The sequence below is a fragment of the Streptomyces sp. NBC_00620 genome, from assembly GCF_026341825.1.
Lineage (GTDB): Bacteria > Actinomycetota > Actinomycetes > Streptomycetales > Streptomycetaceae > Streptomyces.
The window spans coordinates 2157094-2179067 of sequence record NZ_JAPENY010000003.1; the positions used below are offsets into that span (position 1 = coordinate 2157094).

A 21974-nucleotide genomic window follows, 5' to 3' on the forward strand; every position below is an offset into this window, starting at 1 on the left:
CTGTCGGGGACTCACTACCGTTGACGCAACAGTGAACGCGAGCGTTCACTAACGCACTTGTGGGGGACCCATAGTGACAACCTCTCAGTTGATTCAGGACGGCCCAAAACCAGGAGCGGCCCGCCGGGAGGGGCATCCCGGCATCGCACTCACCGTCATCGCGGCCTGCCAACTCATGGTGGTACTCGACGCGACGATTGTGAATATCGCCCTCCCGCACATTCAAGACGCGCTCAAGTTCAGTACGACCGATCTCACCTGGGTGGTCAGCGCGTACACCCTCACCTTCGGTGGCCTGCTGCTTCTCGGCGGGCGCGCTGGTGACATCCTCGGTCGGCGCCGGGTCTTCATGACCGGCATCCTGCTCTTCACGCTCGCCTCACTGCTGGGCGGATTCGCCCAGGAACCCTGGCAGTTGCTGGCCGCGCGCGCCCTCCAGGGGGTCGGTGGCGCGATCGCGTCGCCCACCTCGCTGGCCCTCATCACCACCACGTTCCCCGAAGGACCGGAGCGGAACCGGGCCTTCGGAGTCTTCGCCGCGGTCTCGGCCGGCGGCGGCGCGATCGGGCTCCTCGCGGGCGGCATGCTCACCGAGTGGCTCGACTGGCGCTGGGTGCTCTTCGTCAACGTGCCCATCGGTGTGCTGATCGCCGTGCTCACACCGCTGTACATCAGCGAGTCCGAACGCCATCCCGGGCGCTTCGACATCTCCGGCGCGCTCACCTCGACAGCCGGAATGGCCGCCCTGGTGTACGGGTTCATCCGCGCCGCGGAGGAGGGCTGGAGCGACAGCCTCACCATCGGGTCCTTCGGTGCCGCGGTGGTGCTGCTGGCGGCCTTCGTGTTCATCGAGATGCGGGCCAAGGAACCGATCACCCCGCTGAAGATGTTCGCCGACCGCAACCGCTCGGGCACCTACGTGATCATGCTCAGCCTGGCCGCGGCCATGTTCGGCATGTTCTTCTTCATCGTCCTCTTCGTGCAGAACGTGCTGGACTACACACCGATCGAGGCGGGCCTGGCCTTCCTTCCGGTGACGGTCGCGATCGTCACGGGCGCAGGTCTGTCCCAGCGGTTCCTGCCGGTCCTCGGGCCCAAGCCGTTCATGCTCGTCGGTTCGGCGCTCGTCGCGCTCGGGCTCGGCTGGCAGACCTTCATCGACCCGGGAAGTTCGTACGTCGGTGGGGTGCTCGGCCCGATGCTGCTGTTCGGCTTCGGCATGGGGCTGAACTTCGTCACGCTGACCCTCACGGCGGTCTCCGGTGTCGCCGCCCACGAGGCGGGCGCGGCCTCAGGCATGCTCAATGTCACCCAGCAGGTGGGCGGCTCGCTCGGCCTCTCCATCCTGACCACGGTCTTCGGCTCGGCCAGCCGCAACGAGGCGGAGAAGCAGATCCCGGACTTCATGGCGAACGCCTCGGCCGAGCAGAAGGCCGAGTTCGCCGAGACGCAGCAGCTGCCCGCCCCTTGGGGTCACGAGGTGCTCGCCAACGGCATCTCGACCGCCTTCATCCCGGCCGTCGCGATGGCCCTACTGGCTCTGATTACCGCAACGTTGGTGATCCGGGTCCGCAAGAGCGACCTGGACGCCCTCGCCGGCACGGCAAGCACAGCAGGGCCGGCCGGAGGCTGATGCAGGCTGCGGAGGGCCGGGCCCGGGGTCCGGGGATCGACGGCGAGGACGCCGGTCCGGCCATCCGCAGGAGGACCATGAAAGTGGGACTCCAGTACGACGAACGAGCAGATCTGAAGAACGAGCAGATCTGAAGAACGAGCGACGAGCGCGTCTCAGCAGCGCACTATCACCTCTGCTGCCCAGGTCACCGCGCGACAGCTGTCGCCTCAGTGACCCACGCCGGTCTCACCGGTACAGGAGCTCGTTGCTCAGCCCACTGCACGCGCTCCAGTCCGCGTCCTTCGACACGGGCTGGTCGCGGAGGATGTCCCGGGCACGGGCCTCTCCCCAACTGGTGGCGTACCAGGGTTCGGCGCCCTCTTCCAGGTCAGCCGCGATGGATCGCAGCGCACACGAACGCAACGGTTCCTTCAGCTGGTCAAGGGCGGGTACCGCGTCGGCGGACAGGCCTCGCGCGTAGTCGAGGTCGAATTTGCCGGTGTCCTCGTACCGCTGGACGTTGCGCTCGGCGATCAGGCTGTCCGGCGACATCAGCCCGAACGCGAGTACGCCGGCCGCCGCACTCGCCGCGACCACACGCGGCAACCAGCGAGCGCCCCACACTCCGGCCGCCATGATGAGCACGATGACCAGGCCCAGCCAGAGCTCCACGGCCACCACGGAGACCCTCAGCCGCGTCAGTCCATAAGCCTCCACATACATGTCCATACGCCGCACCGCCGATGCCACGACAACGAGCGCCAGCACGCACAGAGTTCCCAGCACACCGCGCACCAGCTTCCGGTCACGCCCGCCGTCACGCGGCGCCCAGCGCAGGGCGAAGACGATGACGAGCAGGGTCAGAAGCGTGACGAGGAGCAACTGCCAGAAGCCCTGGCGCGCGTACTCGGCGTACGTCTGGCCGGTCTTCTTCAGTACGGATTCGTATCCGCCGAAGAGGACGGCGAGTTGGACGGCGTTGAAGGCCGCGAAGAGCCCGGTGAGCACGATCAGCGGCAGCGCCCACTCGAGTCGGCCGCGGGGCCGTCCCGCAGGTACCTCGACCCGGTCCCACTGGATGGGCGCGGCGGCTGTGTGCGCCACCGCGAGCGCGCCTACCAGGCCGAGCAGCAGGAGCAGGAAGCGCCAGGGTCCGCCGGAGACGGAGGTGTCCGGCACCAGAGCACCGAGCAGATCGGCGAAGGCAGCGTCGGCACCCGCGAACAGCGCCCCGAAGACCAGCAGCAGAACCGCCGTCACAGCGAGCGCGCGCAGCCCCGATCCGACGTTGCCACGGGAGCTGCCGGACCGTTCGCGCAGACCGCGCCAGCCCCACGCGGGGCCGGTGACCAGGGCGTTGAGGATGCCGATGGGACCCAGCAGGACGGCCGGCCAGGTACGGCCGCCGTGCACCGCCATGGAGCCCAGCGCGATCGCGGTGACCACGGCCAGGAACGAAGGCCAGTCCGCGTCGCGCAGTGCGGGCACGGCCAGCAGGGCGATTCCGCCGATGCCCCAGACGAGCGTCCACGCGCGCGGGCGTCGTCCCGCGGCCTGGGCGGCGAAGTACGCGGCGAGCGCGGCCGGGATCGCGACCATCACCAGGTTGAGCGCCAGGCCGTCACCCAGGAGCAGCATGCTGAGCAGTCCGGTGGCGAGCGCGGCCCACAGAGTGGCCGTACGCACCGGGGCGGGGGCCTCCACCTGGAGCTCGGCAAGCCAGGGGACGGGGACGGGCGACGGATGGGCCCAGTGCGTGTCCTCGTCGGGCTCGGTCGCGTCCTCCCCGTCGGGCTCGGTCGCGCCCCCCTTGGAGACCGATTCGGGGACGGCGTCTTCAGGATCACGAATTCCGCTCGAACCGACGCTCTCCGGCGCATCGGGCTCTGCATCTCCCGGCCGCGCGGTCCCCTGATCTCTCGGCTCGGACGTGGACGGTATGTCGGACACGGAACCCCCTCCCTGCCGGCCCTGACACAGCCCACAACACGCCGCGACGGCGGAAGGGCTGGTGACCGGTGTCTTGTCGGCGCACGCCCGGCATGATCAACAGGCGGCGTGGCGGAAAGGGTATCCACAGGCAACCTGCCTAAGGGCGTGGCGGTGGCGCTGTAGCAAGCCTGTGACAGAGGCCGCCGTTACCGGCACGGGCGTCGGCGTGGCGCGCGCCTCACGGGACCCGTCAGCGTCCCGGATCCTCTCCGAAGCGGATCGCCCCTCACGAAGCACTCACGCGGCGGGCTGTGGAGCCGTAGACAGGAAGCACCACTGCGGCCCACCGGAGAGACCCACCAAGCCGGGCGTCTCCGGCCTGATCCGCCGGACAGGCCCTAGGCTCCGCTCGCCGTACGCCCGTACGCCGCCCCCTGCATCCAGTCCGGCAGCCCTTCGGTCCGCTCCAGCCACGTCCCCGGCGGCGCCCCCGCCTTCCCGGAGGCGACGACGCCGCCCACGATGGCGCAGGTCGTGTCCATGTCGCCGCCCACCTGGGCGGTCGCCCAGAAGGCCTTTTCGTAGTCGCCCAGGCCTCTGGCCGCCGACCAGAGCGCGAAAGGAACGGTGTCGTGGGCCGTAGTACGCCGTCCGCAGCCGAGGACGGCGGCGACGGTGGCGGTATCGGCGTAGTCGAGCATGTCCCGGGCGCGCCGCAGCCCCGCGCCTACGGCGCTGCGCGGGACGAGCGCGATGACGCCGTCGAGCAGGGCCTCGGCGCTCGGCGGGCCGGCGGGGTCGGCGGCCAGCGCGGCGGCAGCGGCGACGGCCATGGCGCCGACCACGGCCTCGCGGTGCTGGTGCGTGGGGTAGGCGGAGATCTCGGCCTGGTGCGTGGCCTGCTCCGGATCGTCCGCGTACCAGGCCCCCAGAGGGGCGATCCGCATCGCGGCACCATTGCCCCACGAACCCTGTCCGTTGAAGAGGGCGGACGACAGCGCGCGCCAGTCACCGCCCTCCCGGACCAGCCTCAGCAGCCGGTTGACCGCGGGGCCGTACCCCCGGTCGAAGTCGTGGTGCTCGGCGAAGGAGCGGGCCAGCTCGTCCTGGTCGATGCGGTCGTGTACGGCCAAAACGGCCACTACGGAGCAGGCCATTTCGGTGTCGTCGGTCCATTGCCACGGTCGGGGCGGCAGCTCACGGCGCTTGAGCAGCGGGTAGTTCGCGGGCACGAAGAACTGCGAGCCCAGCGCGTCCCCCACCGCGAGTCCACGCAGGCTGGCCATGGCACGGTCCAGGCGTCCGGGGGAAGAGGAGTCAGCGGTCATCGCACTGCCACTCTATCCGGTGATTCCGTACGGCTCCGGATCACGCCAGCGTTCGAAAGGCCGGTCTAGCGTGTACCTGCCGTCCTCGCCGAGGACGAGCATCCGCGACTCCCCGTTCCCCGGGTTCGACAGCGATTCGAAGTCCGCGACCGTCCAGTGGAACCAGCGCATGCAGAACAGCCGCATGGCGAGGCCGTGAGTCACCAGGAGCACGTTCGGCGGATGGTCGGGAGCCTCGAAGCTCCGGTAAAGGCTCTCAAGGAAGCCGCCGACCCGGTCGTACACGTCGGCGCCGGACTCGCCCTGCGCGAAGCGGTAGAAAAAGTGCCCGTACGCGTCCCGGTAGGCCTTCTGAAGGCGTACGTCGTCGCAGTCCTGCCAGTTGCCCCAGTCCTGCTCGCGCAGCCGCGGCTCTTCGCGTACCCGTACGAGCTCCGGGTCGAGGTGGAAGGCGCGGAACGTCTCGTGCGTACGCCGGTACGGGGAGACGTAAACGCTTACGCTCTCGCGCCCGAACACCTCCCGAAGCCGCTTCCCGGTCTCCTCCGCCTGCCGCCAGCCCCGTTCGGTGAGCGCCAGGGCATGGTCGGGCTCGCGTTCATACACGGTGTCGTCGGCGTTGCCCGTTGACTCGCCGTGCCGGACAAGGACGATGCGCCGTGGTCGTGCCATGCCAAGACCCTAAGTCGAGTGACCCCGGATCGAGCACTCGTACGGGCTCCATACGGCGTAGATCACACAACATCGGCACACACGGGGCGCGGCAGGCGGCCTCGTCAGACCGTCCAGGCGGGCTCCAGCTCCACGATGTCGCCCGCGAGGGCGGCCACGTCGGCCTCGGTCTGAGCGCGCAGCGCGAGCCGTTCCACGCGCTCGGAGCGGTACTTGCCGAACTCGGCGGCCGACTGCCACATGGAGAGGATCAGGAACTCATGTCCTGGCGCCTCCCCGAAGAGGCCCCGCACCATGCCGGGCGAACCAGCCATCGCGGGGTTCCAGACCTTCTCCTGCATCAGCGCGAAGTGCTCGGCCCGTTCCTCGTGGATACGGCAGTGAGCCACCCGCAACAGGTCGGTGTCCGTGAAGCGCGGCTCGAAGCCGGTCTTCACGTCGAAACGGTGGTCGAACAATTTGACCTGGGAATCCTTGAAGGTGCCCGATTGCGTCGCGGCGAGCCTGTCGTGAGAACGGGCCATGAAGGAGTCGTAGAAGGCACGGCTCTCCCAGAAGGCGAAAATGTGCGCGACGCCGGACCGCCCCCGGCTCCATCCCCCGCCCTGTCCCCGGAAACCCGGCTCCCCCAGAAGCCCCGCCCACTTTCGCTGCCCCCGCTCGAAACCGCGGCGGTCCACCACGGTGCAGCGAATCCACTTGACCAGCACCGCGCCATCGTACGGCCATGGAACGTGGCGCCGGTCACGCTCCGGCGCACTGCATCCGCGCGAGCGCCCCCGCGCGCGTGGCACGATGGGCAACCAACCCTGATTTCACAGCAGTTGGGTCGGGAAGCAGATGGGGAACGGGGAGGGGAGATCTGGTGAACGGTCTCAACAAGGGCATCCGCAAGGTCGAGCTCGCGGTGAAGTGGGATCCGAGTCCCGTGGGTGAGCCCTCGACCGATCTCGACATCATCGCGGCGACATATCTGGCGGCCGATCCGCAGGGAAAGCCCGCCTACGTAGTGCACTTCGACAGCCGCTCCCCGGACGGCACCATCTATCTGAACCGGGACAGCAAGGACGGCAAGGGCTTCGGCTGGGACGAGGTCATGACGCTGGAGCTGAACCGCCTCGACAGCCGCTACGCGCGCGTGGTCGTCGGCGTACTCATCCAACAGCGCTCCGGCCACAAGACGTTCGTCGGCGTGCTGAACCCCGGTCTACGCATGCGCGAGGGCTACACCGTCCTGGCCGAGGACGAATTCGGCGATGTCCTGGGGTCCACGGCGGCCACCGTCGGGGAGTTTTTGCGCGACGGTTCCGGAGAGTGGACTTTCCACCCCGGCATCCGTGGATACGACACGGACCCGGCGACCTTCGCCAGGATCATGGGGAGCGGCGAGGACTCCTGAAACGCACTCCTTGGGGACCGCGTTTTCCAAACAGGCCTCTCCGTAGGACAGCATCAAGGCGTCAATAGGACATCAGCGGGACGCGAAAACGCTGAAGGGCGGCACGGCCAGTGGCCGTGCCGCCCTTCAGTTCTTCAGATCAGCTGCAACCGCTGGTCGAGCCGCAGCCCTCGCAGATGTAGCAGGATCCGGCCCGCTGCATCTTCGTACCGCAGGAGAAGCACAGGGGGGCGTCCGCCTGGATACCCAGCTGCATCTCCACCAGTTCGGCACTGGTGCGGGCCTCCTGCGGGGCGGGCTTGGCCGCCTCGATCACGACCTCCGCCTTGGGGGCGGCGACGGCCTTCAGTTCCTGCGCGCGAGGCGCGGACTGGGCAAGGCCCTCGACATCCACGTCGTCGTCGGACGGCTCGTACGACCCGGTCTCCAGGTGACGCTGACGCTCGTCGATGGAGTGGATGCCGAGCGCGGAGCGCGTCTCGAAGGGCAGGAAGTCGAGCGCCAGGCGGCGGAAGATGTAGTCGACGATCGACTGCGCCATCCGCACGTCCGGGTCGTCCGTCATACCGGCCGGCTCGAAACGCATGTTCGTGAACTTGGAGACGTACGTCTCCAGGGGCACGCCGTACTGCAGACCCACCGAGACGGCGATGGAGAAGGCGTCCATCATGCCGGCGAGGGTGGAGCCCTGCTTCGACATCTTCAGGAAGACCTCGCCGAGACCGTCGTCCGGGTAGGAGTTGGCGGTCATGTAGCCCTCGGCGCCACCCACCGTGAAGGAGGTGGTGATACCGGGACGGCCCTTGGGGAGACGCTTGCGGACCGGGCGGTACTCGACGACCTTCTCGACCGCGGTACGGATGGTCTCCTCGGCCTTGGCGGTGACCTCGACCTTCTCCTTGTCCTTGGTCTTCGCGGAGAGGGGCTGGCCGACCTTGCAGTTGTCGCGGTAGATCGCGAGCGCCTTGACGCCCATCTTCCACGCCTCGAAGTAGACCTCTTCGACGTCCTCGACGGTCGCCGTCTCCGGCAGGTTGACCGTCTTGGAGAGCGCGCCGGAGATCCACGGCTGGATCGCGGCCATCATGCGGACGTGGCCCATCGCGGAGATGGAGCGCTCACCCATGGCGCAGTCGAACACCTCGTAGTGCTCGTGCTTGAGGCTCGGGGCGTCGATCACATTGCCGTTCTCGGCGATGTGGGCGACGATCGCCTCGATCTGCTCCTCCTGGTAGCCCAGGCGGCGCAGGGCCTGCGGAACGGTGCCATTGACGATCTGCATCGAGCCGCCGCCGACCAGCTTCTTGAACTTGACCAGCGCGAGGTCGGGCTCAAGACCGGTGGTGTCACAGGACATCGCGAGACCGATGGTGCCGGTCGGGGCGATGACCGAGGCCTGCGCGTTGCGGAAGCCGTTCTTCTCACCGAGATGGAGAACGTCCTGCCAGGACTCCGTGGCGGCGGCCCAGATCGGACTGTCCAGGTCGTCCACGCGAGGGGCCACGGCGTTGGCGTCGGAGTGCTGCTTCATGACGCGCTGGTGCGGCTGCGCGTTGCGGGCGTAGCCGTCGTACGGGCCGACGACCGCGGCGAGTTCCGCGGAACGCTTGTACGAGGTGCCGGTCATCAGCGAGGTGATCGCGCCGGCGAGGGAGCGGCCGCCGTCGGAGTCGTACGCGTGGCCGGTCGCCATCAGGAGGGCGCCGAGGTTGGCGTAGCCGATGCCCAGCTGACGGAAGGCGCGGGTGTTCTCGCCGATCTTCTGGGTCGGGAAGTCCGCGAAGCAGATGGAGATGTCCATCGCGGTGATGACCAGCTCGACGACCTTCGAGAAGCGCTCGACGTCGAAGGACTGGTGGCCCTTGCCGTCGTCCTTCAGGAACTTCATCAGGTTCAGCGAGGCGAGGTTGCAGGACGTGTTGTCCAGGTGCATGTACTCACTGCACGGGTTCGAGCCGTTGATCCGGCCGGACTCCGGGCACGTGTGCCAGGCGTTGATCGTGTCGTCGTACTGGATGCCGGGGTCGGCGCAGGCCCAGGCCGCCTCGGCCATCTTGCGGAAGAGCGACTTGGCGTCGACCTCCTCGATGACCTCGCCGGTCATACGGGACGTCAGGCCGAACTTGCCGCCCGCCTCGACCGCCTTCATGAACGTGTCGTTCACACGGACCGAGTTGTTGGCGTTCTGGTACTGGACGGACGTGATGTCGTCGCCGCCCAGGTCCATGTCGAAGCCCGCGTCACGCAGGGCGCGGATCTTCTCCTCTTCCTTCACCTTGGTCTCGATGAAGCCCTCGATGTCGGGGTGGTCGACGTCGAGGATGACCATCTTGGCCGCGCGGCGCGTGGCGCCACCCGACTTGATCGTTCCTGCGGAGGCGTCGGCACCGCGCATGAAGGAGACGGGACCCGAGGCGTTGCCGCCCGAGGAGAGCAGCTCCTTGGAGGAGCGGATGCGGGAGAGGTTCAGGCCGGCACCGGAGCCGCCCTTGAAGATCATGCCCTCTTCCTTGTACCAGTCGAGGATCGACTCCATGGAGTCGTCGACGGACAGGATGAAGCAGGCGGAGACCTGCTGGGGCTGCGGCGTGCCCACGTTGAACCACACCGGGGAGTTGAAGCTGAAGATCTGGTGCAGGAGCGCGTACGCCAGCTCGTGCTCGAAGATCTCGGCGTCGGCGGGCGAGGAGAAGTACTTGTAGTCCTCTCCGGCCTTCCGGTACGTCTTCACGATGCGGTCGATGAGCTGCTTGAGGCTCACCTCGCGCTGCGGGGTGCCGACAGCACCGCGGAAGTACTTGCTGGTGACGATGTTGACCGCGTTCACCGACCACGAGTCGGGGAACTCGACGCCACGCTGCTCGAAGTTGACCGAGCCGTCGCGCCAGTTGGTCATGACGACGTCACGGCGCGCCCATTCCACCTCGTCGTACGGGTGCACGCCAGGAGTGGTGTGAATGCGCTCGATGCGCAGTCCCTTGCTGGCCTTGGTTCCCTTGGCGCGGGAACCTCGTGCCGGACCGCTCGCCGTCTCTGTCATGCCGCCTCCCTGTATCGGGCTAAAACGCCCAGAAGTGCCTCGTTCTTCCCGTGGCACGGTGTGTGTCTGATGCTGCGCGCGCCGCATGCGCGGCCGCCCGCAACAGGTCTGTGGTCGCCACCGACGAGCCGACCCGAGTCGGCCTTCCCGTCAGTCGGCGGCGTTGGCGGGCACGGGGACCTGGACGGCCTCTCCGGACCCGCGGTCGCTTTCCGGGCGCTCCGCGGAGGCGTCTTCGTCGACCGCCTCGTCCGCAGCGGGGCGCTGCCTCGTCTCTTCCCTGAGTTCCACGATGGCCGCCTCGAAGTCCTCGAGCGAGTCGAACGCCCGGTAGACGGACGCGAATCGCAGATAGGCGACGAGGTCGAGTTCCTGCAACGGGCCGAGTATGGCCAGTCCCACGTCGTGGGTGGTCAGTTCGGCACTTCCGGTGGCTCGCACCGCCTCCTCGACCCGCTGGCCGAGCTGGGCGAGTGCGTCCTCGGTGACAGGCCGCCCCTGGCACGCCTTGCGGACGCCATTGATGACCTTGGTACGGCTGAAGGGTTCAGTCACGCCGGAGCGCTTGACCACCATCAGCGAGCACGTCTCCACGGTCGTGAAACGACGGGAGCAGTCGGGACACTGGCGGCGCCTGCGGATCGACGTGCCGTCATCGGTCGTACGACTGTCGACGACACGGCTGTCGGGGTGCCTGCAGAAGGGGCAGTGCATGGCTCCAACCCTCCTTCACAGCACGACTCATAGAGCTCGGGAGACCCCTTGGGTCCCTCGAAGCAGCCCCAAGCATAGGCGATGACCGAGGGGCCGGAGACCCGGGGGACCACAACTTCTGGGCTGCTGCTGCAATCCAACCACTACATGTGGGGCTTGACCCGCAAATTCACCGATGACGCGCGTGTCGCACACGTATTGGCATGTGCCGCAAGGCCATACCGATTTCAGACACACAGGGATAGCGTGGTCGCCGCACGGAATGGGGGGCGGTTCCCGGTCGACGGGGTACCGGATGGCAGACTGGGCAGCGGCCCAGGTCGACCGGCACAGCCGTCGCCCCGGCGGGGAAGAGTACAGCAATGAGACCTTTTGTCCGCCAGGTGCAGCGTTAGCCATACACCCAGACACATGATCGCGACAGGCAATCCACACTTTTTCACTCGAACGTGTGTTTGGCGCAACCTTTCGAAAGCAACTACCGTTGTCCAGCAGGGAGACCATCGAGAGGGGCCGACGTGACCACCACCGCAGACAGTGCCACCATCACTGCCCAGGACCGCTCCCAGGGCCGACTCGAGCCGGTGCATGCGATGAACGAAGCTGCGAATCATGAGGGGCCCAAGCGATCCCTGCCGGGCCGACCTCCAGGCATCCGGGCGGACAGCTCGGGCCTCACCGACCGGCAACGCCGGGTGATCGAGGTCATCAGGGACTCCGTGCAGCGGCGCGGCTACCCGCCGTCGATGCGGGAGATCGGACAGGCTGTCGGCCTTTCCAGCACCTCCTCGGTCGCGCATCAACTGATGGCACTGGAGCGCAAGGGCTTCCTGCGGCGCGACCCGCACCGCCCGCGCGCGTACGAGGTCAGGGGCTCGGACCAGTCCTCGGCGCAGCCCACGGACACGGCGGGCAAGCCGGCCGCGTCGTACGTCCCGCTCGTGGGCCGTATCGCCGCAGGTGGGCCCATCCTGGCCGAGGAGTCGGTGGAGGACGTGTTCCCCCTCCCCCGCCAGCTGGTCGGCGACGGCGAGTTGTTCGTCCTGAAGGTCGTCGGTGACTCGATGATCGAGGCCGCCATCTGCGACGGTGACTGGGTCACCGTCCGCCGCCAGCCGGTCGCGGAGAACGGCGACATCGTGGCCGCCATGCTCGAAGGCGAGGCCACGGTGAAGCGCTTCAAGCGCGAGGACGGGCATGTGTGGCTCCTGCCGCACAACTCCGCGTACCAGCCGATTCCCGGCGACGAGGCGACCATCCTCGGCAAGGTCGTGGCAGTGCTGCGGCGCGTCTAGCACGCCGCGACGGGCGGGACACTCCGCCCCGCCCCTGACCGGGCCCCGGGACCAACTGCGCCGGTTCCGGGGCCCTGTGCGTTTTCTGGCCGGGGGCCTTTGGCTGTGCTTGTCCTGGCCCGGCGCTCGGAGTGCGGGCGCTTTCCGGCGGCCAGGACCCTGAGGCACGGCGCCTCGTGAGGCACTGCGCCTCGTGGAGCACGGCGTCCGATGATCAGTGGCGCCGCAGGGCCCGGGGTTGTCCGAACTCCTGCCTCGGTAGAGAGCTGGGCCAGGGCTCCCGGGGCTCGCCGACTCCGCTCGCGTGGTATGACATGCGCCGGCCCAGGCTGCGTCGGGCGGCATCGGCATGGGCCTGCGGAAGCGCCCACGGCGGCCACGCCCCCGGGCAGAGGCGCGAACCACCCCGCCCGGGGGCGCTACGCGCCTTCCGTCTTCCGCGCGGCCTCGTCGATCGCGGCCAGGGACCTCCGTACCTGGTTACGGTCCGTCGTGTACCAGAACTCGGGCAGTGACGCCTTCAGATAGCTGCCGTAGCGAGCCGTGGCCAGGCGCTGGTCCAGTACGGCGACGACGCCGCGGTCCCCCGACGCTCGTACGAGGCGGCCGGCGCCCTGCGCCATCAGCAGGGCCGCGTGGGTGGCTGCGACGGCCATGAAACCGTTGCCTCCCTTGTCCTCGACGGCCTTCTGGCGGGCGCTCATCAAGGGGTCGTCAGGGCGCGGGAAGGGGATCTTGTCCATGACGACCAGTTGGCAGCTGGGGCCCGGGACGTCCACGCCCTGCCAGAGGGAGAGCGTGCCGAAGAGGCAGGTCTTCGGGTCGGCCGCGAAGTTCTTGATCAGCTCGCCGAGCGTCTCCTCGCCCTGGAGCAGGATGGGGTACTCGGGGATGCGCGAGCGCAGTTCCTCAGCCGCGAGCTGGGCGGCTCGCATCGAGGAGAACAGGCCTAGCGTGCGGCCTCCGGCGGCCTGGATCAGCTCGGTGAGCTCGTCCAGCATGTCCCCGCGGTCACCGTCGCGTGCAGGGCGTGACAGGTGCTTGGCAACGTAGAGGATGCCCTGCCTGGGGTAGTCGAAGGGCGAGCCGACGTCGATGCCCTTCCACTGCGGAAGGTCTTCGCCCTCCGTGCCCTCCGGGGCGAGCCCAAGGGACGCGCCCACTCCGTTGAAGTCGCCGCCGAGCTTCAGCGTCGCGGAGGTCAGGACGACGGAGCGGTCCGTGAAGAGCTTCTCCCTGAGGAGCCCGGACACGTTCATGGGAGCGACGCGCAGCGACGCGCCGAAGCGGTCGTGGCGCTCGTACCAGACGACGTCCCACTCCGAGCCGTTGGTGATCCGCTCGGACACATCGTGCACGGTCTCCAGCGAGGCGAGTGCCTGCTTGCGTACCGCGTCCTCGTCCTGAACGGACTTGTCGCGCGTGGAGCCGAGCGCCGAGATCACCGTACGGGCGGCGTCGCGCAGCGCCATCAGCGCGTACCCGAGATCCTCCGGGATCTCCTCCAGGCGCCCGGGCAGGGCCAGCTCCATCAGCCGCTCGAAACCCTCGGAGGCGGTCTGGAGCTGGTCGGCGGCCTTCTCGTTGACGAGCTTCGCGGCGCGACGGACGGCACGGTTGACCTGGCCGGGTGTGAGCTCGCCGGTCGCGACGCCGGTGACCCTGGAGACCAGCTCGTGGGCCTCGTCGACGATCAGCACCTCGTGCATCGGGAGGACCGGCGCGCCCTCGATGGCGTCGATCGCCAGCAGCGCGTGGTTGGTGACGATGACCTCGGCGAGTTTGGCGCGCTCACGGGCCGCCTCGGCGAAACACTCCGCTCCATAGGCGCACTTGCTGGCGCCCAGGCACTCCCGGGACGACACGGACACCTGGGCCCAGGCACGGTCGGAGACGCCGGGCGTGAGGTCGTCCCGGTCCCCGGTCTCGGTCTCGTCCGACCAGTCCCGCAGCCGCACCAGGTCCTGGCCGAGCTTGCTGGTGGGAGCGGCCGCCTCGAACTGGTCGAAGAGGCCCCCGTCCTCTTCCTGGGGCACACCCTCGCGCAGGCGGTGCAGACACAGATAGTTCGACCGGCCCTTGAGCATCGCGAACTCGGGGCGGCGGCGCAGCAGCGGATGCAGCGCCTCCACGGTCCGTGGAAGGTCACGCTCCACAAGCTGCCGCTGGAGCGCCAGGGTGGCGGTCGCCACGACCACCCGCTCCCCGTGCGCGAGCGCGGGCACCAGGTAACCGAGCGACTTTCCGGTGCCGGTGCCTGCCTGGACCAGCAGGTGGGAATTGTCGTCGATGGCGCCCGCGACGCTTTCGGCCATGGTCACCTGGCCAGGGCGCTCCGTACCACCGACGGCAGTGACGGCAGCATGCAGGAGTTCGGGGAGTGAGGGCTCTGTCATAGCTCTGCCACCCTACGGGGCACCACTGACAACCGGGCGATCAAGGTGGGGACGACGGTCGCGATCAAGACGGGCACCGTATGCGTGATCAAGGCTGGTGGAGGGGGTTCGGGACGGTGCCGTGCACGGCGACGTGCGGGCGCTCCGGGCGGTCGCGGTAGCCATCCAGATGCAGGCGGTTCCGGTTCAGACACAGGCGCGCGATACGAGGAGTGAGAAGGTCGAAGGTCTCGTAGCGCTCCTTGAGCTCTGGGAAGCGCGTCTGGTGGCGGATGATCTCCGCTCGAACGAGGGACCAGAACTCGTCCTCCGGCACACCCAGTTGCTCCTCGCAGAGCGGTGCGAGGAAGCGGAACACCCCCACAAAGAGCCCGGAATGGATGAACTGGGTCAGGAACGCGGGTGGCTCGGTGAGCAGCACCTGCCGTACGTCATCGGGCATGGAGGCGTGCTCGGGCAGGGGGTCCGCGCTCACGTTGACGTCGTCCACGAAGTCCTTCACCGCAAGCCGGACGGGTACGTCATGGTCGTCGAAGACAACGATCGTGTTCTCCCCATGTGGGCTGAACACAGTGCCGTACCGATAGAGGAAGTGCAGCAGTGGCGGCAGCAGGGCGGCGAAGAGCCGACGCAACCAGGCTCTGGGGGCAAGTCCGGATCGGGAGACGAGCTGAGCTGTGAAGGAACAGCCTTCCGGGTCGGTGTACAGAAGCGCCGCCAGGGTGCGGGCGCGTTCTCCGGGGGCCAGCTGACGGGGGACCGGCTCGCGCCAGATGGCGCCGAGCAATTCCTTGTACTGGTAAGGAACCTCGGGGAGGGCGTCGTACTCAGGATGTCCGACGGTCACCGAGGCCACCTCGCCGAGCAGGATCACCCGGCAGGTGTCACGCAGGAACGGGTCGGCGTCGCGCAGGGCGTGCATCCAGGCGGTGACGGCGGGGGCCGCGAGCGTCCGTTCCGTCGGAAGGCCGCGCCACACCAGGGTGTTGAGCACGGAAAGCGGCAGCTTCACGGTGTGCCGGTCGGGACGCGAGACGTTGAGGAACGTCCGAATCGACTGCTGGGGCAGGCGCAGATCACCGTCCGAGTGCAGCGGCACGATCGCACCCGCGGCGACGGCGGACGCGAAGAGCGGCAGCACGATGTCGTCCCACTGCCAGGGGTGCACCGGCAGGTAGAGGTACGACTCCGGCGTGAGCCCGCGCGCGCGGAGTAACCCGTCGAAGGACTCCCTGGTGGCGGGGGCGAGCTCGCGTGCGTAGAGCTGCTCGGCGGTGTCGAGGCCCGGGACACCTCGGTAGCTGGCGAGTGTGGTCCGCACCGCGATCCACGGAAGAGCCGTCGCTCTGCGAGCCTCCGGCGCCCAGTCCGCGGCGTCTCTCGCGGAGAAACCGAGGCGGCCCTTGTTGAGCACGATCCAGGGGTGGCCGGTCTGGTGGCCCTCCAGTTCCGCGTATCCCAGGTCGGCCAATTCTGTCGCCGTCAGAGCGTTGTGGTCGAGGCGCGTGTCCGCGGCGAGCGTGGTGCTCAGCTCACGAATGACATGGCCGAGCGTCGCACCGTCCAGCCCCAGCGTGCCGCGCGCACGGATGAGGAAACCGAGCGGGTCGGTGAAGGGCCGCGGCTCCTCCTCTCCTTCCGCGAGAGTCAGCGAGGCGGGGTCGACGCGCCAACTGTCGTACGCGGTACGGCGGGCGCGGAAGGAGAGGCTGCCGCCGGCGTCGAGGCGGAGGGTGTAGGGGGCGTATCGGGGGTGGGGGGTGTGTGGAGTGCTGGTCACGGACGGGTGAGCGGCGCCGGAGGGTGCGGAATCCATGGGAGTCCGGTCCGGGATCGGGGATGCGTCGGGGTGCGCGGACAGGTTCCGGGACGGGTACGCGGACGGATCCGGGAACGGGTTCGGGGACGGATCCGGGGACGCGGTTGGGATCAGCTTCCGCGCCTGAGCCGAGCCTTGGACTGGGGCTGGGGCTGGGGCTGGGGCTGTGGCTGGGGCTGGGGCTGGGGCTGTGGCTGGGGCTGGGGCTGGGGCTGGGGGCGAGGCTGTGGCTGGGGCGAACCCCGACTCCTCACGATCTGGGGATGGATACGGGACCAAGGTTGCGCTCCGCTCCAGGTCCGGGGACGCGGCCGAGTCCAGCAATCGCTCCGGCTCCGGCTCCGGCTCCGGCTCCGGCTCCGGCTCCGGCTCCGGCTCCGGCTCCGGCTCCGGCTCCGGCTCCGGCTCCGGCTGGATGATCCCCTCGTGCGCGAACTCGCCGATCATCTTGGCGAGCAGGCGGCGGCCGGCCTGCTCCCACCGGTCTTTGCGCAGCTCAGGGGGGTCATACAGAGCGGACGGCTCGCTGGAGGCGGGGGTGGCGGATGAATTCGGCACGAGCACTCCTCGACAGGGAACCGGATCGGGACGAGCGGTGTACTAAATGTGACGGCGCTACAACAGATCGCGCAGGGCCCGGTCTCGGACCATCAGGGCTGCCCGCTTGTCGGGCAGGTCGACCTCGGCGGAGAACCGAAAGCCCGCGCTCAGGAAAGCGGAGACGGAGGGGGTGTTGCGAAGGTCGGGTTCCGCGACAACGCGAGCGCACGAGGGGCGCTTGTCGAGTACGAGGTCGGCGACAGCTCTGAGCAGGGTGGAGCCGAGGCCTCGCCCACGGTTGGCGACACCACCGATGAGGAGGTGGATTCCGGTGTCGTGCGGTCGGGCGGGGTAGTGGCGCGCCAGGAGGTCCAGGTCCGCGCGGTAGATCTCCCAGTAGCTCATCGGCGTACCCTCCAGCACACCGAGGCAGGGGACGCTGCGTCCGTCCCCGTCCAGCTGACGACGCAGGTGCTCTTCGGCCACGGACTCGGGCCCCGCCAGCTCCCAGAACGCGGCGACGGCAGGGTCGTTCATCCAGCGGGTGACGAGCGGGAGATCACGCTCCACGTGTACGGGGACGAGATGGAAGGCGCCCGCGGGAGTCTCGGTCGGCCCCCAGCCGGCTACGCGGTCGAGCAGGTCGTCACCGGCCGGGGCGACGCCGGTCTTCTCCGTGCCTTTCCGCTCTCCGCCGGCATCGCCGTGAGCCCTGGCTTCCTCGGCGAGTAGCGCGATGAACTCGTCGGGCAGACGCAGGTCCAGGGTGTCCTCGCTGTCCGCGCCGGCACCAAGGCTCGAACCAGGCCCTGTGTTGGTGCCGAGTTCGGTGACGGAGGCGGTACCGGCGTCGGTGCTCGCATCGGGAGGCACGGCGACGCTCCTCTCAGGAGACGGGGTGGGTCATGTTCCTCAGGAATGAAGGGGGTTGGTGATGGTGACGTAGACGGACTGGGTGTCGACGGGACCGACTAGTTCGTCGAGGCCGTGCAGTCGGGTGAGCAGGTTGGCCTTGCAGCGCAGGACGCGTGAGTCGAGCAGGTGGGCGGGCAGGGATGTACGCAGCCGAGCCGGCCCGGTGGCCACGTCGGTGAGGAAGCGGCGGAATGCTGCGAGCAACAGCTCTTCGTCGGCCAGGTGTTGGGAGCCGAATGCGCCGATGAGACCGAGCACGTTGTTGATCGCGAGGTAGTAGGCGAAGCGTTCGTCGGTGACCTCGTCGGAGACGAACGTGTCGCTGCGTTCGCCGATGCCGGGCAGCCGGGCGTCGAGTTCCGCGCGCCGTGACTCGCGGAAGTAGTAGCCCTGGTTGTCGCGGTAGCGGCCGCCCGTGGGCCACCCCTCGGGATCCAGCAGAAGCAGCGTGTTCTGCTGGTGCGCTTCCAGGGCGATCCCCGCCTCGCCGTCCAGCCAGAGCACGGGGCGTACGACCTGCTCCAGGTAGCGCAGGAACCACTCGGTGGCGACGGCACCGCGGGGACGGCCGGTGTGGCCGGCGAGACGGGTGACGATCTCGGCGAGCCGGGACCGCATCAAGGGCCTGCCCTGCGTCTGGTCCCGCGTGCCGGATTGGGCGTGGGGCCTGGGTGAGACCAGTCCCGCGATGCAGCCGGCGTCGTCCGTCGGGCCGAACGGGTTGTGGCGGATCATCACGTCGAGCCCTGGCAAGGGAGTGCCGTCCGGGCCGTCGACGGCCAGCCAGGCCGGGTCGCGGACGATGTCGAAGCCCGGGTGGACGGCCTGCCACTGCTTGAACAGGCCGCTGCGCAGCAGACGGTGGACCTCCACGCCACGGTGGAGTTCCTTGCGGAGGTTCTCACGACGGGAGTTGGTGATGCGCACGCCCAGCGACAGCTTCAGCATCGCGGGGGCGCCGGAGCGGTAGAGAGTGCGGACCGAGGAGGTGGGGTGCCAGGCGGAGCCATGTGGGCCGAGGTCTTGGAGCAGTCCCGCGTCCAGCAGGGCCGCGATCTCGGGACGGTGCCGGATCTCGCTCATCTGCCAGGGGTGCATTGGTAGGGCGGCGTACCCGTCGGGGAGCGACAGCCCGGCGCCGGCCAGCCGTGCCGTGAGCTGTTCCGCGGTGACGGGGCGGCCGCGTTCCGTCCACGCCGAGTCGGCCGCCAGCACAGAGGGCGCCACGGCCATCCAGTGCAGCGGGAAGGAGCCGCGCAACTCCGGTGAGTACAGCTGGGCTTCGGCCTCGGAAAGTCCCTCCCGGCTCTTCGGGGTGGGATGCAGCGGGTGTCCGAGCAGGAGCGCCTGCTCGGCGGTGAGGAAGAGGTCGGGCTCGTCGGCGAGGTGTTCCCTGCGGTCACTGATGAACACGGCGGTACGCCGAACCGAGTCGGCGACACGGCCGACCAGATCGGCACCGTCACCGGCAGGGCTGTGCGAAACCCCCGCTTCGGGGCGGGGCGCGCTGGCTCCGCGAGGTGTTCCGGCGGGTGTGGCGGCCGCGGCAAACGTCGCGGCCGTGGCGGGCATGGCGGGCGCGGCGGGCGTGGCGGCTGCAGCGTCCGTGTTGGCTGTCGGCGCAGCGGTGACCGCTTGTCGCGCGAACAGTGCCGCGACCGTGACCGCGTCGGCGGGGGGTGCCTCATCGGGAGCGTCGGCGAGGTAGGGGAGGCCGAAGCGGTGCCAGCCGGTGGGGGACCAGTAGTGGACGGGGGTGAGCAGGGTCGTGGCGCTGGCCGGGAGGGCGATGCGGAGGGTGCCGTCCTCGGGGGCGGGCAGGTTGTTCTCCCGTACCCAGCAGCGCAGCAGGTTCTCGACGGCCGCCGCCTGGGCCGCGGTATGCGGGTCGGGGTGCTCCAACAGATCGGCGGTGACGCCGCGCAGCCGCTCGGACTCCCGGGCCCCTTCCTTCTGACGAGGGACCGATTCGGCCCGGGGCACGAGCGGGGTCTGCGTGCCATGGGCCGCTCGCTCGTGGGTGTGGGGACGACCGTCGGGTGCGGGGGTGGCGTTCAAGAGAGTTCCTTGTGGAGTCGTTCGGGCTCGTGCGGCGACGAACCGGGGCGGTACGGGGGTGCGTCGGGCCTTTGGCGTTCCTGGTGGATTCGGATGGGGGCGGGGTGGGAGTGGGGCGGCGACTCGGTGCCGGTGGTGCGGGGTCGGTATGACGGACCGACTTCCACTGGGCGACGAGGTGGGCGGTGCTGCTCCACGTGGTCGCTCGCAACTGGTGGGAGCCGGGATGGGCAGGAGCAGGGCGTCCATACAGGACAGGCCCCCGTAAGGGCCCCGGCTTCGTAGGGCGGAGCCAAGCGCCGTGCGGCGCACTCCCAAGACGCACTCCTCGCGCTCCAACGCCGCGAGCACCGTGCGGTCCCTCGGTGTCATCGGTGTCGTCGATGTTCTCGGTCACTGCACCACCCCTCCGCCGCCCCAGCGACCCGGGCCGTCCAGCACCCGAGCGGGCACAACGACGGAACGGCCCGAGAGCCCGGCCACTGCCGCCCTATCCGGCGGGTCCGTCCCGGACATCACCGGGATCCCGAGCCTGACCGCAAGACGCGTCCTCCCCGCCAGGCCCGCCTCCGTCACCGGGCCCACCTCCACCACACATCCCGCCGCCACCGCGTCCCCGCGCCACCGCCCCCACCGCGTCCGCAAGCCGGTCGAGTACTGCGGCTGCCTGTTCGTCGCTGATGGTCAGCGGGGGGAGGAGTCGCACCACGCTGGCGTGGCGGCCGCCCAGTTCCACGATCAAGCCCCGGCGGAGGCACTCGCGTTGGACGGCGGCCGCGAGTTCGGGGGCGGCGGGTCGGGAACCGCCGGCAGCGGGGTTCGGGGCCGCTTCGGGGTCCACCAGCTCGACGCCGATCATCAGTCCCCGGCCGCGTACGTCTCCGATGCAGGAGAACTCGTCGGCCAGTGCGCGGAGTTGGGCGAGCATGCGAGCGCCCAGAGTGCCCGCGCGTTCGGCGAGGTGGTTTTCGCGGACGTAGGAGAGGGTTGCCGTGCCGGCGGCCATGGCGAGCTGGTTGCCGCGGAACGTGCCCGCGTGGGCGCCGGGTTGCCAGACGTCGAGGTCGTCGCGGTAGACGACGACGGCGAGTGGCAGGCTTCCGCCGATCGCCTTGGACAGGACCATGACGTCCGGCGTGATCCCGCTGTGTTCGACCGCCCAGAAGGTCCCGGTCCTGCCGACGCCGGTCTGGACCTCGTCCGCGATCAAGGGGATGGACCGTGACGCGGTGATCTCACGCATCCGGCGCATCCACGCGTCGGGCGCCGGAATCACCCCGCCCTCGCCCTGGACGGGTTCGAGGATCATCCCGGCGGGCTGCGGAACGCCCGACTTGGGGTCGTCGAGCATGGACTCGGTCCAGCGCGCCGCCAGTTCGGCGCCGCGGTCACCGCCGGTGCCGAACGGGCAGCGGTAGTCCTGCGGATAGGGAAGGCGTGCGACACGTACGTCGGTCGCGCCCCCGGATGCGTCGAGCGCCCCCGCGGTCATCCCGTGGTAGGCGCCGGTGAACGCGAGTATTCCGGTGCGTCCGGTCGCCGCGCGCACCAGTTTGAACGCGGCTTCCACCGCGTCCGTCCCGGCAGGTCCGCAGAACTGCACCCGGGCGCGGGCGGCGAACTCGGGCGGCAGCGTGCGGAACAGCTCGGTGGTGAAGGCGTCCTTGACGGGTGTGGCGAGGTCGAGGACGTGGAGCGGGGCTCCGGAGTCGAGGACTTTCCTGATCGCCTCCAGGACCACGGGGTGGTTGTGTCCCAGGGCCAGGGTCCCGGCGCCGGACAGGCAGTCGAGGTAGCGGCGACCGTCGGCGCCCTCGATCGTCAGGCCGCGCGCACGCACGGGGACGATCGGCAGGGCGCGTGCGTAGGTGCGCGCCGCGGACTCGCGCGCGGACTGGCGCCGCAAGATCCCTTCGTGCGCCGCGCGCGCCCCCTCGGAGGCGCGGGACGCACTCTTTTGCGCCCCCACGGAAGCGCAGGACATGCCTTCACGCGCCCCTTGGGCCCCGCCGAGAACGCCGGGCGCCCCCTCCCGCGTCTCCTCGGGCTCTCGCCCCACCGGCACCACCGCAGACTCGGTCACGGCCACGACTTCAGGTCCTCCCGCTGTCCAGAGGCGAGTTGGCGGAGGGTCCCGAACGCATGCGGCAGGTCCCCCGTACGTACCAACGACGCCGCCCGCGCGGGGAAGCGGGTGACTCGAAAATCCCTGCCGTGACGGAACCGCTGCCGGTCCGGACCAGGGCGGGGT

Annotated in this window: 15 protein-coding genes; 4 read left to right on the forward strand and 11 right to left on the reverse strand. The window is 69.3% G+C overall.

Going from position 1 to position 21974, the window contains the following annotated elements:
* The first annotated feature begins 73 nt into the window (after positions 1 to 73).
* The gene (locus OG246_RS40645) at positions 74 to 1633 is read left to right on the forward strand and encodes an MFS transporter (RefSeq protein WP_266474321.1); all 1560 of its coding nucleotides are present in this window, start codon (positions 74 to 76) and stop codon (positions 1631 to 1633) included.
* Entirely contained in the window at positions 1633 to 1767 is a 135-nt protein-coding gene (locus tag OG246_RS40650; protein ID WP_266474323.1) for a hypothetical protein, read from the forward strand. Before OG246_RS40645 ends, OG246_RS40650 begins: the two co-directional genes overlap by 1 nt.
* A 94-nt stretch (positions 1768 to 1861) precedes the next feature.
* Here the strand turns inward: OG246_RS40650 and OG246_RS40655 are convergent, their stop codons facing one another.
* From OG246_RS40655 to OG246_RS40670, 4 genes are all read right to left on the reverse strand, one after another.
* Positions 1862 to 3319 carry a DUF4153 domain-containing protein gene (locus tag OG246_RS40655; protein ID WP_266475047.1) on the reverse strand — a complete coding sequence of 486 codons (1458 nt, stop codon included), beginning with the start codon at positions 3317 to 3319 and terminating at the stop codon, positions 1862 to 1864.
* Positions 3320 to 3945: 626 nt separating this feature from the next.
* Entirely contained in the window at positions 3946 to 4875 is a 930-nt protein-coding gene (locus OG246_RS40660) for an ADP-ribosylglycohydrolase family protein (protein ID WP_266474325.1), read from the reverse strand.
* A 12-nt stretch (positions 4876 to 4887) separates the two neighbouring features.
* Positions 4888 to 5547: a histidine phosphatase family protein gene (locus OG246_RS40665; protein ID WP_266474327.1), complete on the reverse strand. Its 660-nt coding sequence runs from the start codon at positions 5545 to 5547 to the stop codon at positions 4888 to 4890.
* Positions 5548 to 5651: 104 nt separating this feature from the next.
* Positions 5652 to 6257: a DUF4937 domain-containing protein gene (locus OG246_RS40670; RefSeq protein ID WP_266474328.1), complete on the reverse strand. Its 606-nt coding sequence runs from the start codon at positions 6255 to 6257 to the stop codon at positions 5652 to 5654.
* Positions 6258 to 6412: 155 nt separating this feature from the next.
* On the opposite strand from OG246_RS40670, the gene OG246_RS40675 reads away from it, so the two are divergent.
* Positions 6413 to 6946 carry a TerD family protein gene (locus OG246_RS40675; protein ID WP_266474329.1) on the forward strand — a complete coding sequence of 178 codons (534 nt, stop codon included), beginning with the start codon at positions 6413 to 6415 and terminating at the stop codon, positions 6944 to 6946.
* A 139-nt stretch (positions 6947 to 7085) separates the two neighbouring features.
* On the opposite strand, the gene OG246_RS40680 is transcribed toward OG246_RS40675, so the two are convergent.
* Entirely contained in the window at positions 7086 to 9986 is a 2901-nt protein-coding gene (locus OG246_RS40680; RefSeq protein ID WP_266474331.1) for a vitamin B12-dependent ribonucleotide reductase, read from the reverse strand.
* A 150-nt stretch (positions 9987 to 10136) separates the two neighbouring features.
* Complete coding sequence (gene nrdR / locus OG246_RS40685) at positions 10137 to 10700, reverse strand: transcriptional regulator NrdR (RefSeq protein WP_266474333.1); 564 nt, start codon at positions 10698 to 10700, stop codon at positions 10137 to 10139.
* A 518-nt stretch (positions 10701 to 11218) separates the two neighbouring features.
* On the opposite strand from nrdR, the gene lexA reads away from it, so the two are divergent.
* Positions 11219 to 11995 carry a transcriptional repressor LexA gene (lexA, locus tag OG246_RS40690; protein WP_266474334.1) on the forward strand — a complete coding sequence of 259 codons (777 nt, stop codon included), beginning with the start codon at positions 11219 to 11221 and terminating at the stop codon, positions 11993 to 11995.
* A gap of 419 nt (positions 11996 to 12414) precedes the next feature.
* On the opposite strand, the gene OG246_RS40695 is transcribed toward lexA, so the two are convergent.
* The 5 genes from OG246_RS40695 to OG246_RS40715 all read right to left on the reverse strand — a co-directional run bounded on the left by OG246_RS40695 (position 12415) and on the right by OG246_RS40715 (position 21707).
* Positions 12415 to 14391: an ATP-dependent DNA helicase gene (locus OG246_RS40695; RefSeq protein WP_266474335.1), complete on the reverse strand. Its 1977-nt coding sequence runs from the start codon at positions 14389 to 14391 to the stop codon at positions 12415 to 12417.
* Positions 14392 to 14479: 88 nt separating this feature from the next.
* Entirely contained in the window at positions 14480 to 16489 is a 2010-nt protein-coding gene (locus tag OG246_RS40700) for an IucA/IucC family siderophore biosynthesis protein (RefSeq protein ID WP_266475048.1), read from the reverse strand.
* A gap of 336 nt (positions 16490 to 16825) precedes the next feature.
* On the reverse strand, positions 16826 to 17623 hold the full coding sequence (locus OG246_RS40705) for a GNAT family N-acetyltransferase (RefSeq protein WP_266474336.1): 798 nt from the start codon (positions 17621 to 17623) through the stop codon (positions 16826 to 16828).
* Positions 17624 to 17662: 39 nt separating this feature from the next.
* Positions 17663 to 19591, reverse strand: coding sequence for an IucA/IucC family siderophore biosynthesis protein (locus tag OG246_RS40710; protein ID WP_266475050.1), 1929 nt, complete (start codon positions 19589 to 19591; stop codon positions 17663 to 17665).
* A gap of 622 nt (positions 19592 to 20213) precedes the next feature.
* Positions 20214 to 21707, reverse strand: coding sequence for a diaminobutyrate--2-oxoglutarate transaminase family protein (locus tag OG246_RS40715; RefSeq protein WP_266475052.1), 1494 nt, complete (start codon positions 21705 to 21707; stop codon positions 20214 to 20216).
* Between the last annotated feature and the right edge of the window lie 267 nt (positions 21708 to 21974).

What these genes read in the sequence shown, in the direction of transcription:
- OG246_RS40650 (WP_266474323.1), top strand. Translation starts at nt 1,633, where the DNA reads ATGCAGGCTGCGGAGGGCCGGGCCCGGGGTCCGGGGATCGACGGCGAG.
- OG246_RS40665 (WP_266474327.1), bottom strand. Translation starts at nt 5,547, where the DNA reads ATGGCACGACCACGGCGCATCGTCCTTGTCCGGCACGGCGAGTCAACG.
- OG246_RS40715 (WP_266475052.1), bottom strand. Translation starts at nt 21,707, where the DNA reads ATGTCCTGCGCTTCCGTGGGGGCGCAAAAGAGTGCGTCCCGCGCCTCC.
- nrdR (WP_266474333.1), bottom strand. Translation starts at nt 10,700, where the DNA reads ATGCACTGCCCCTTCTGCAGGCACCCCGACAGCCGTGTCGTCGACAGT.
- OG246_RS40680 (WP_266474331.1), bottom strand. Translation starts at nt 9,986, where the DNA reads ATGACAGAGACGGCGAGCGGTCCGGCACGAGGTTCCCGCGCCAAGGGA.
- OG246_RS40660 (WP_266474325.1), bottom strand. Translation starts at nt 4,875, where the DNA reads ATGACCGCTGACTCCTCTTCCCCCGGACGCCTGGACCGTGCCATGGCC.
- OG246_RS40695 (WP_266474335.1), bottom strand. Translation starts at nt 14,391, where the DNA reads ATGACAGAGCCCTCACTCCCCGAACTCCTGCATGCTGCCGTCACTGCC.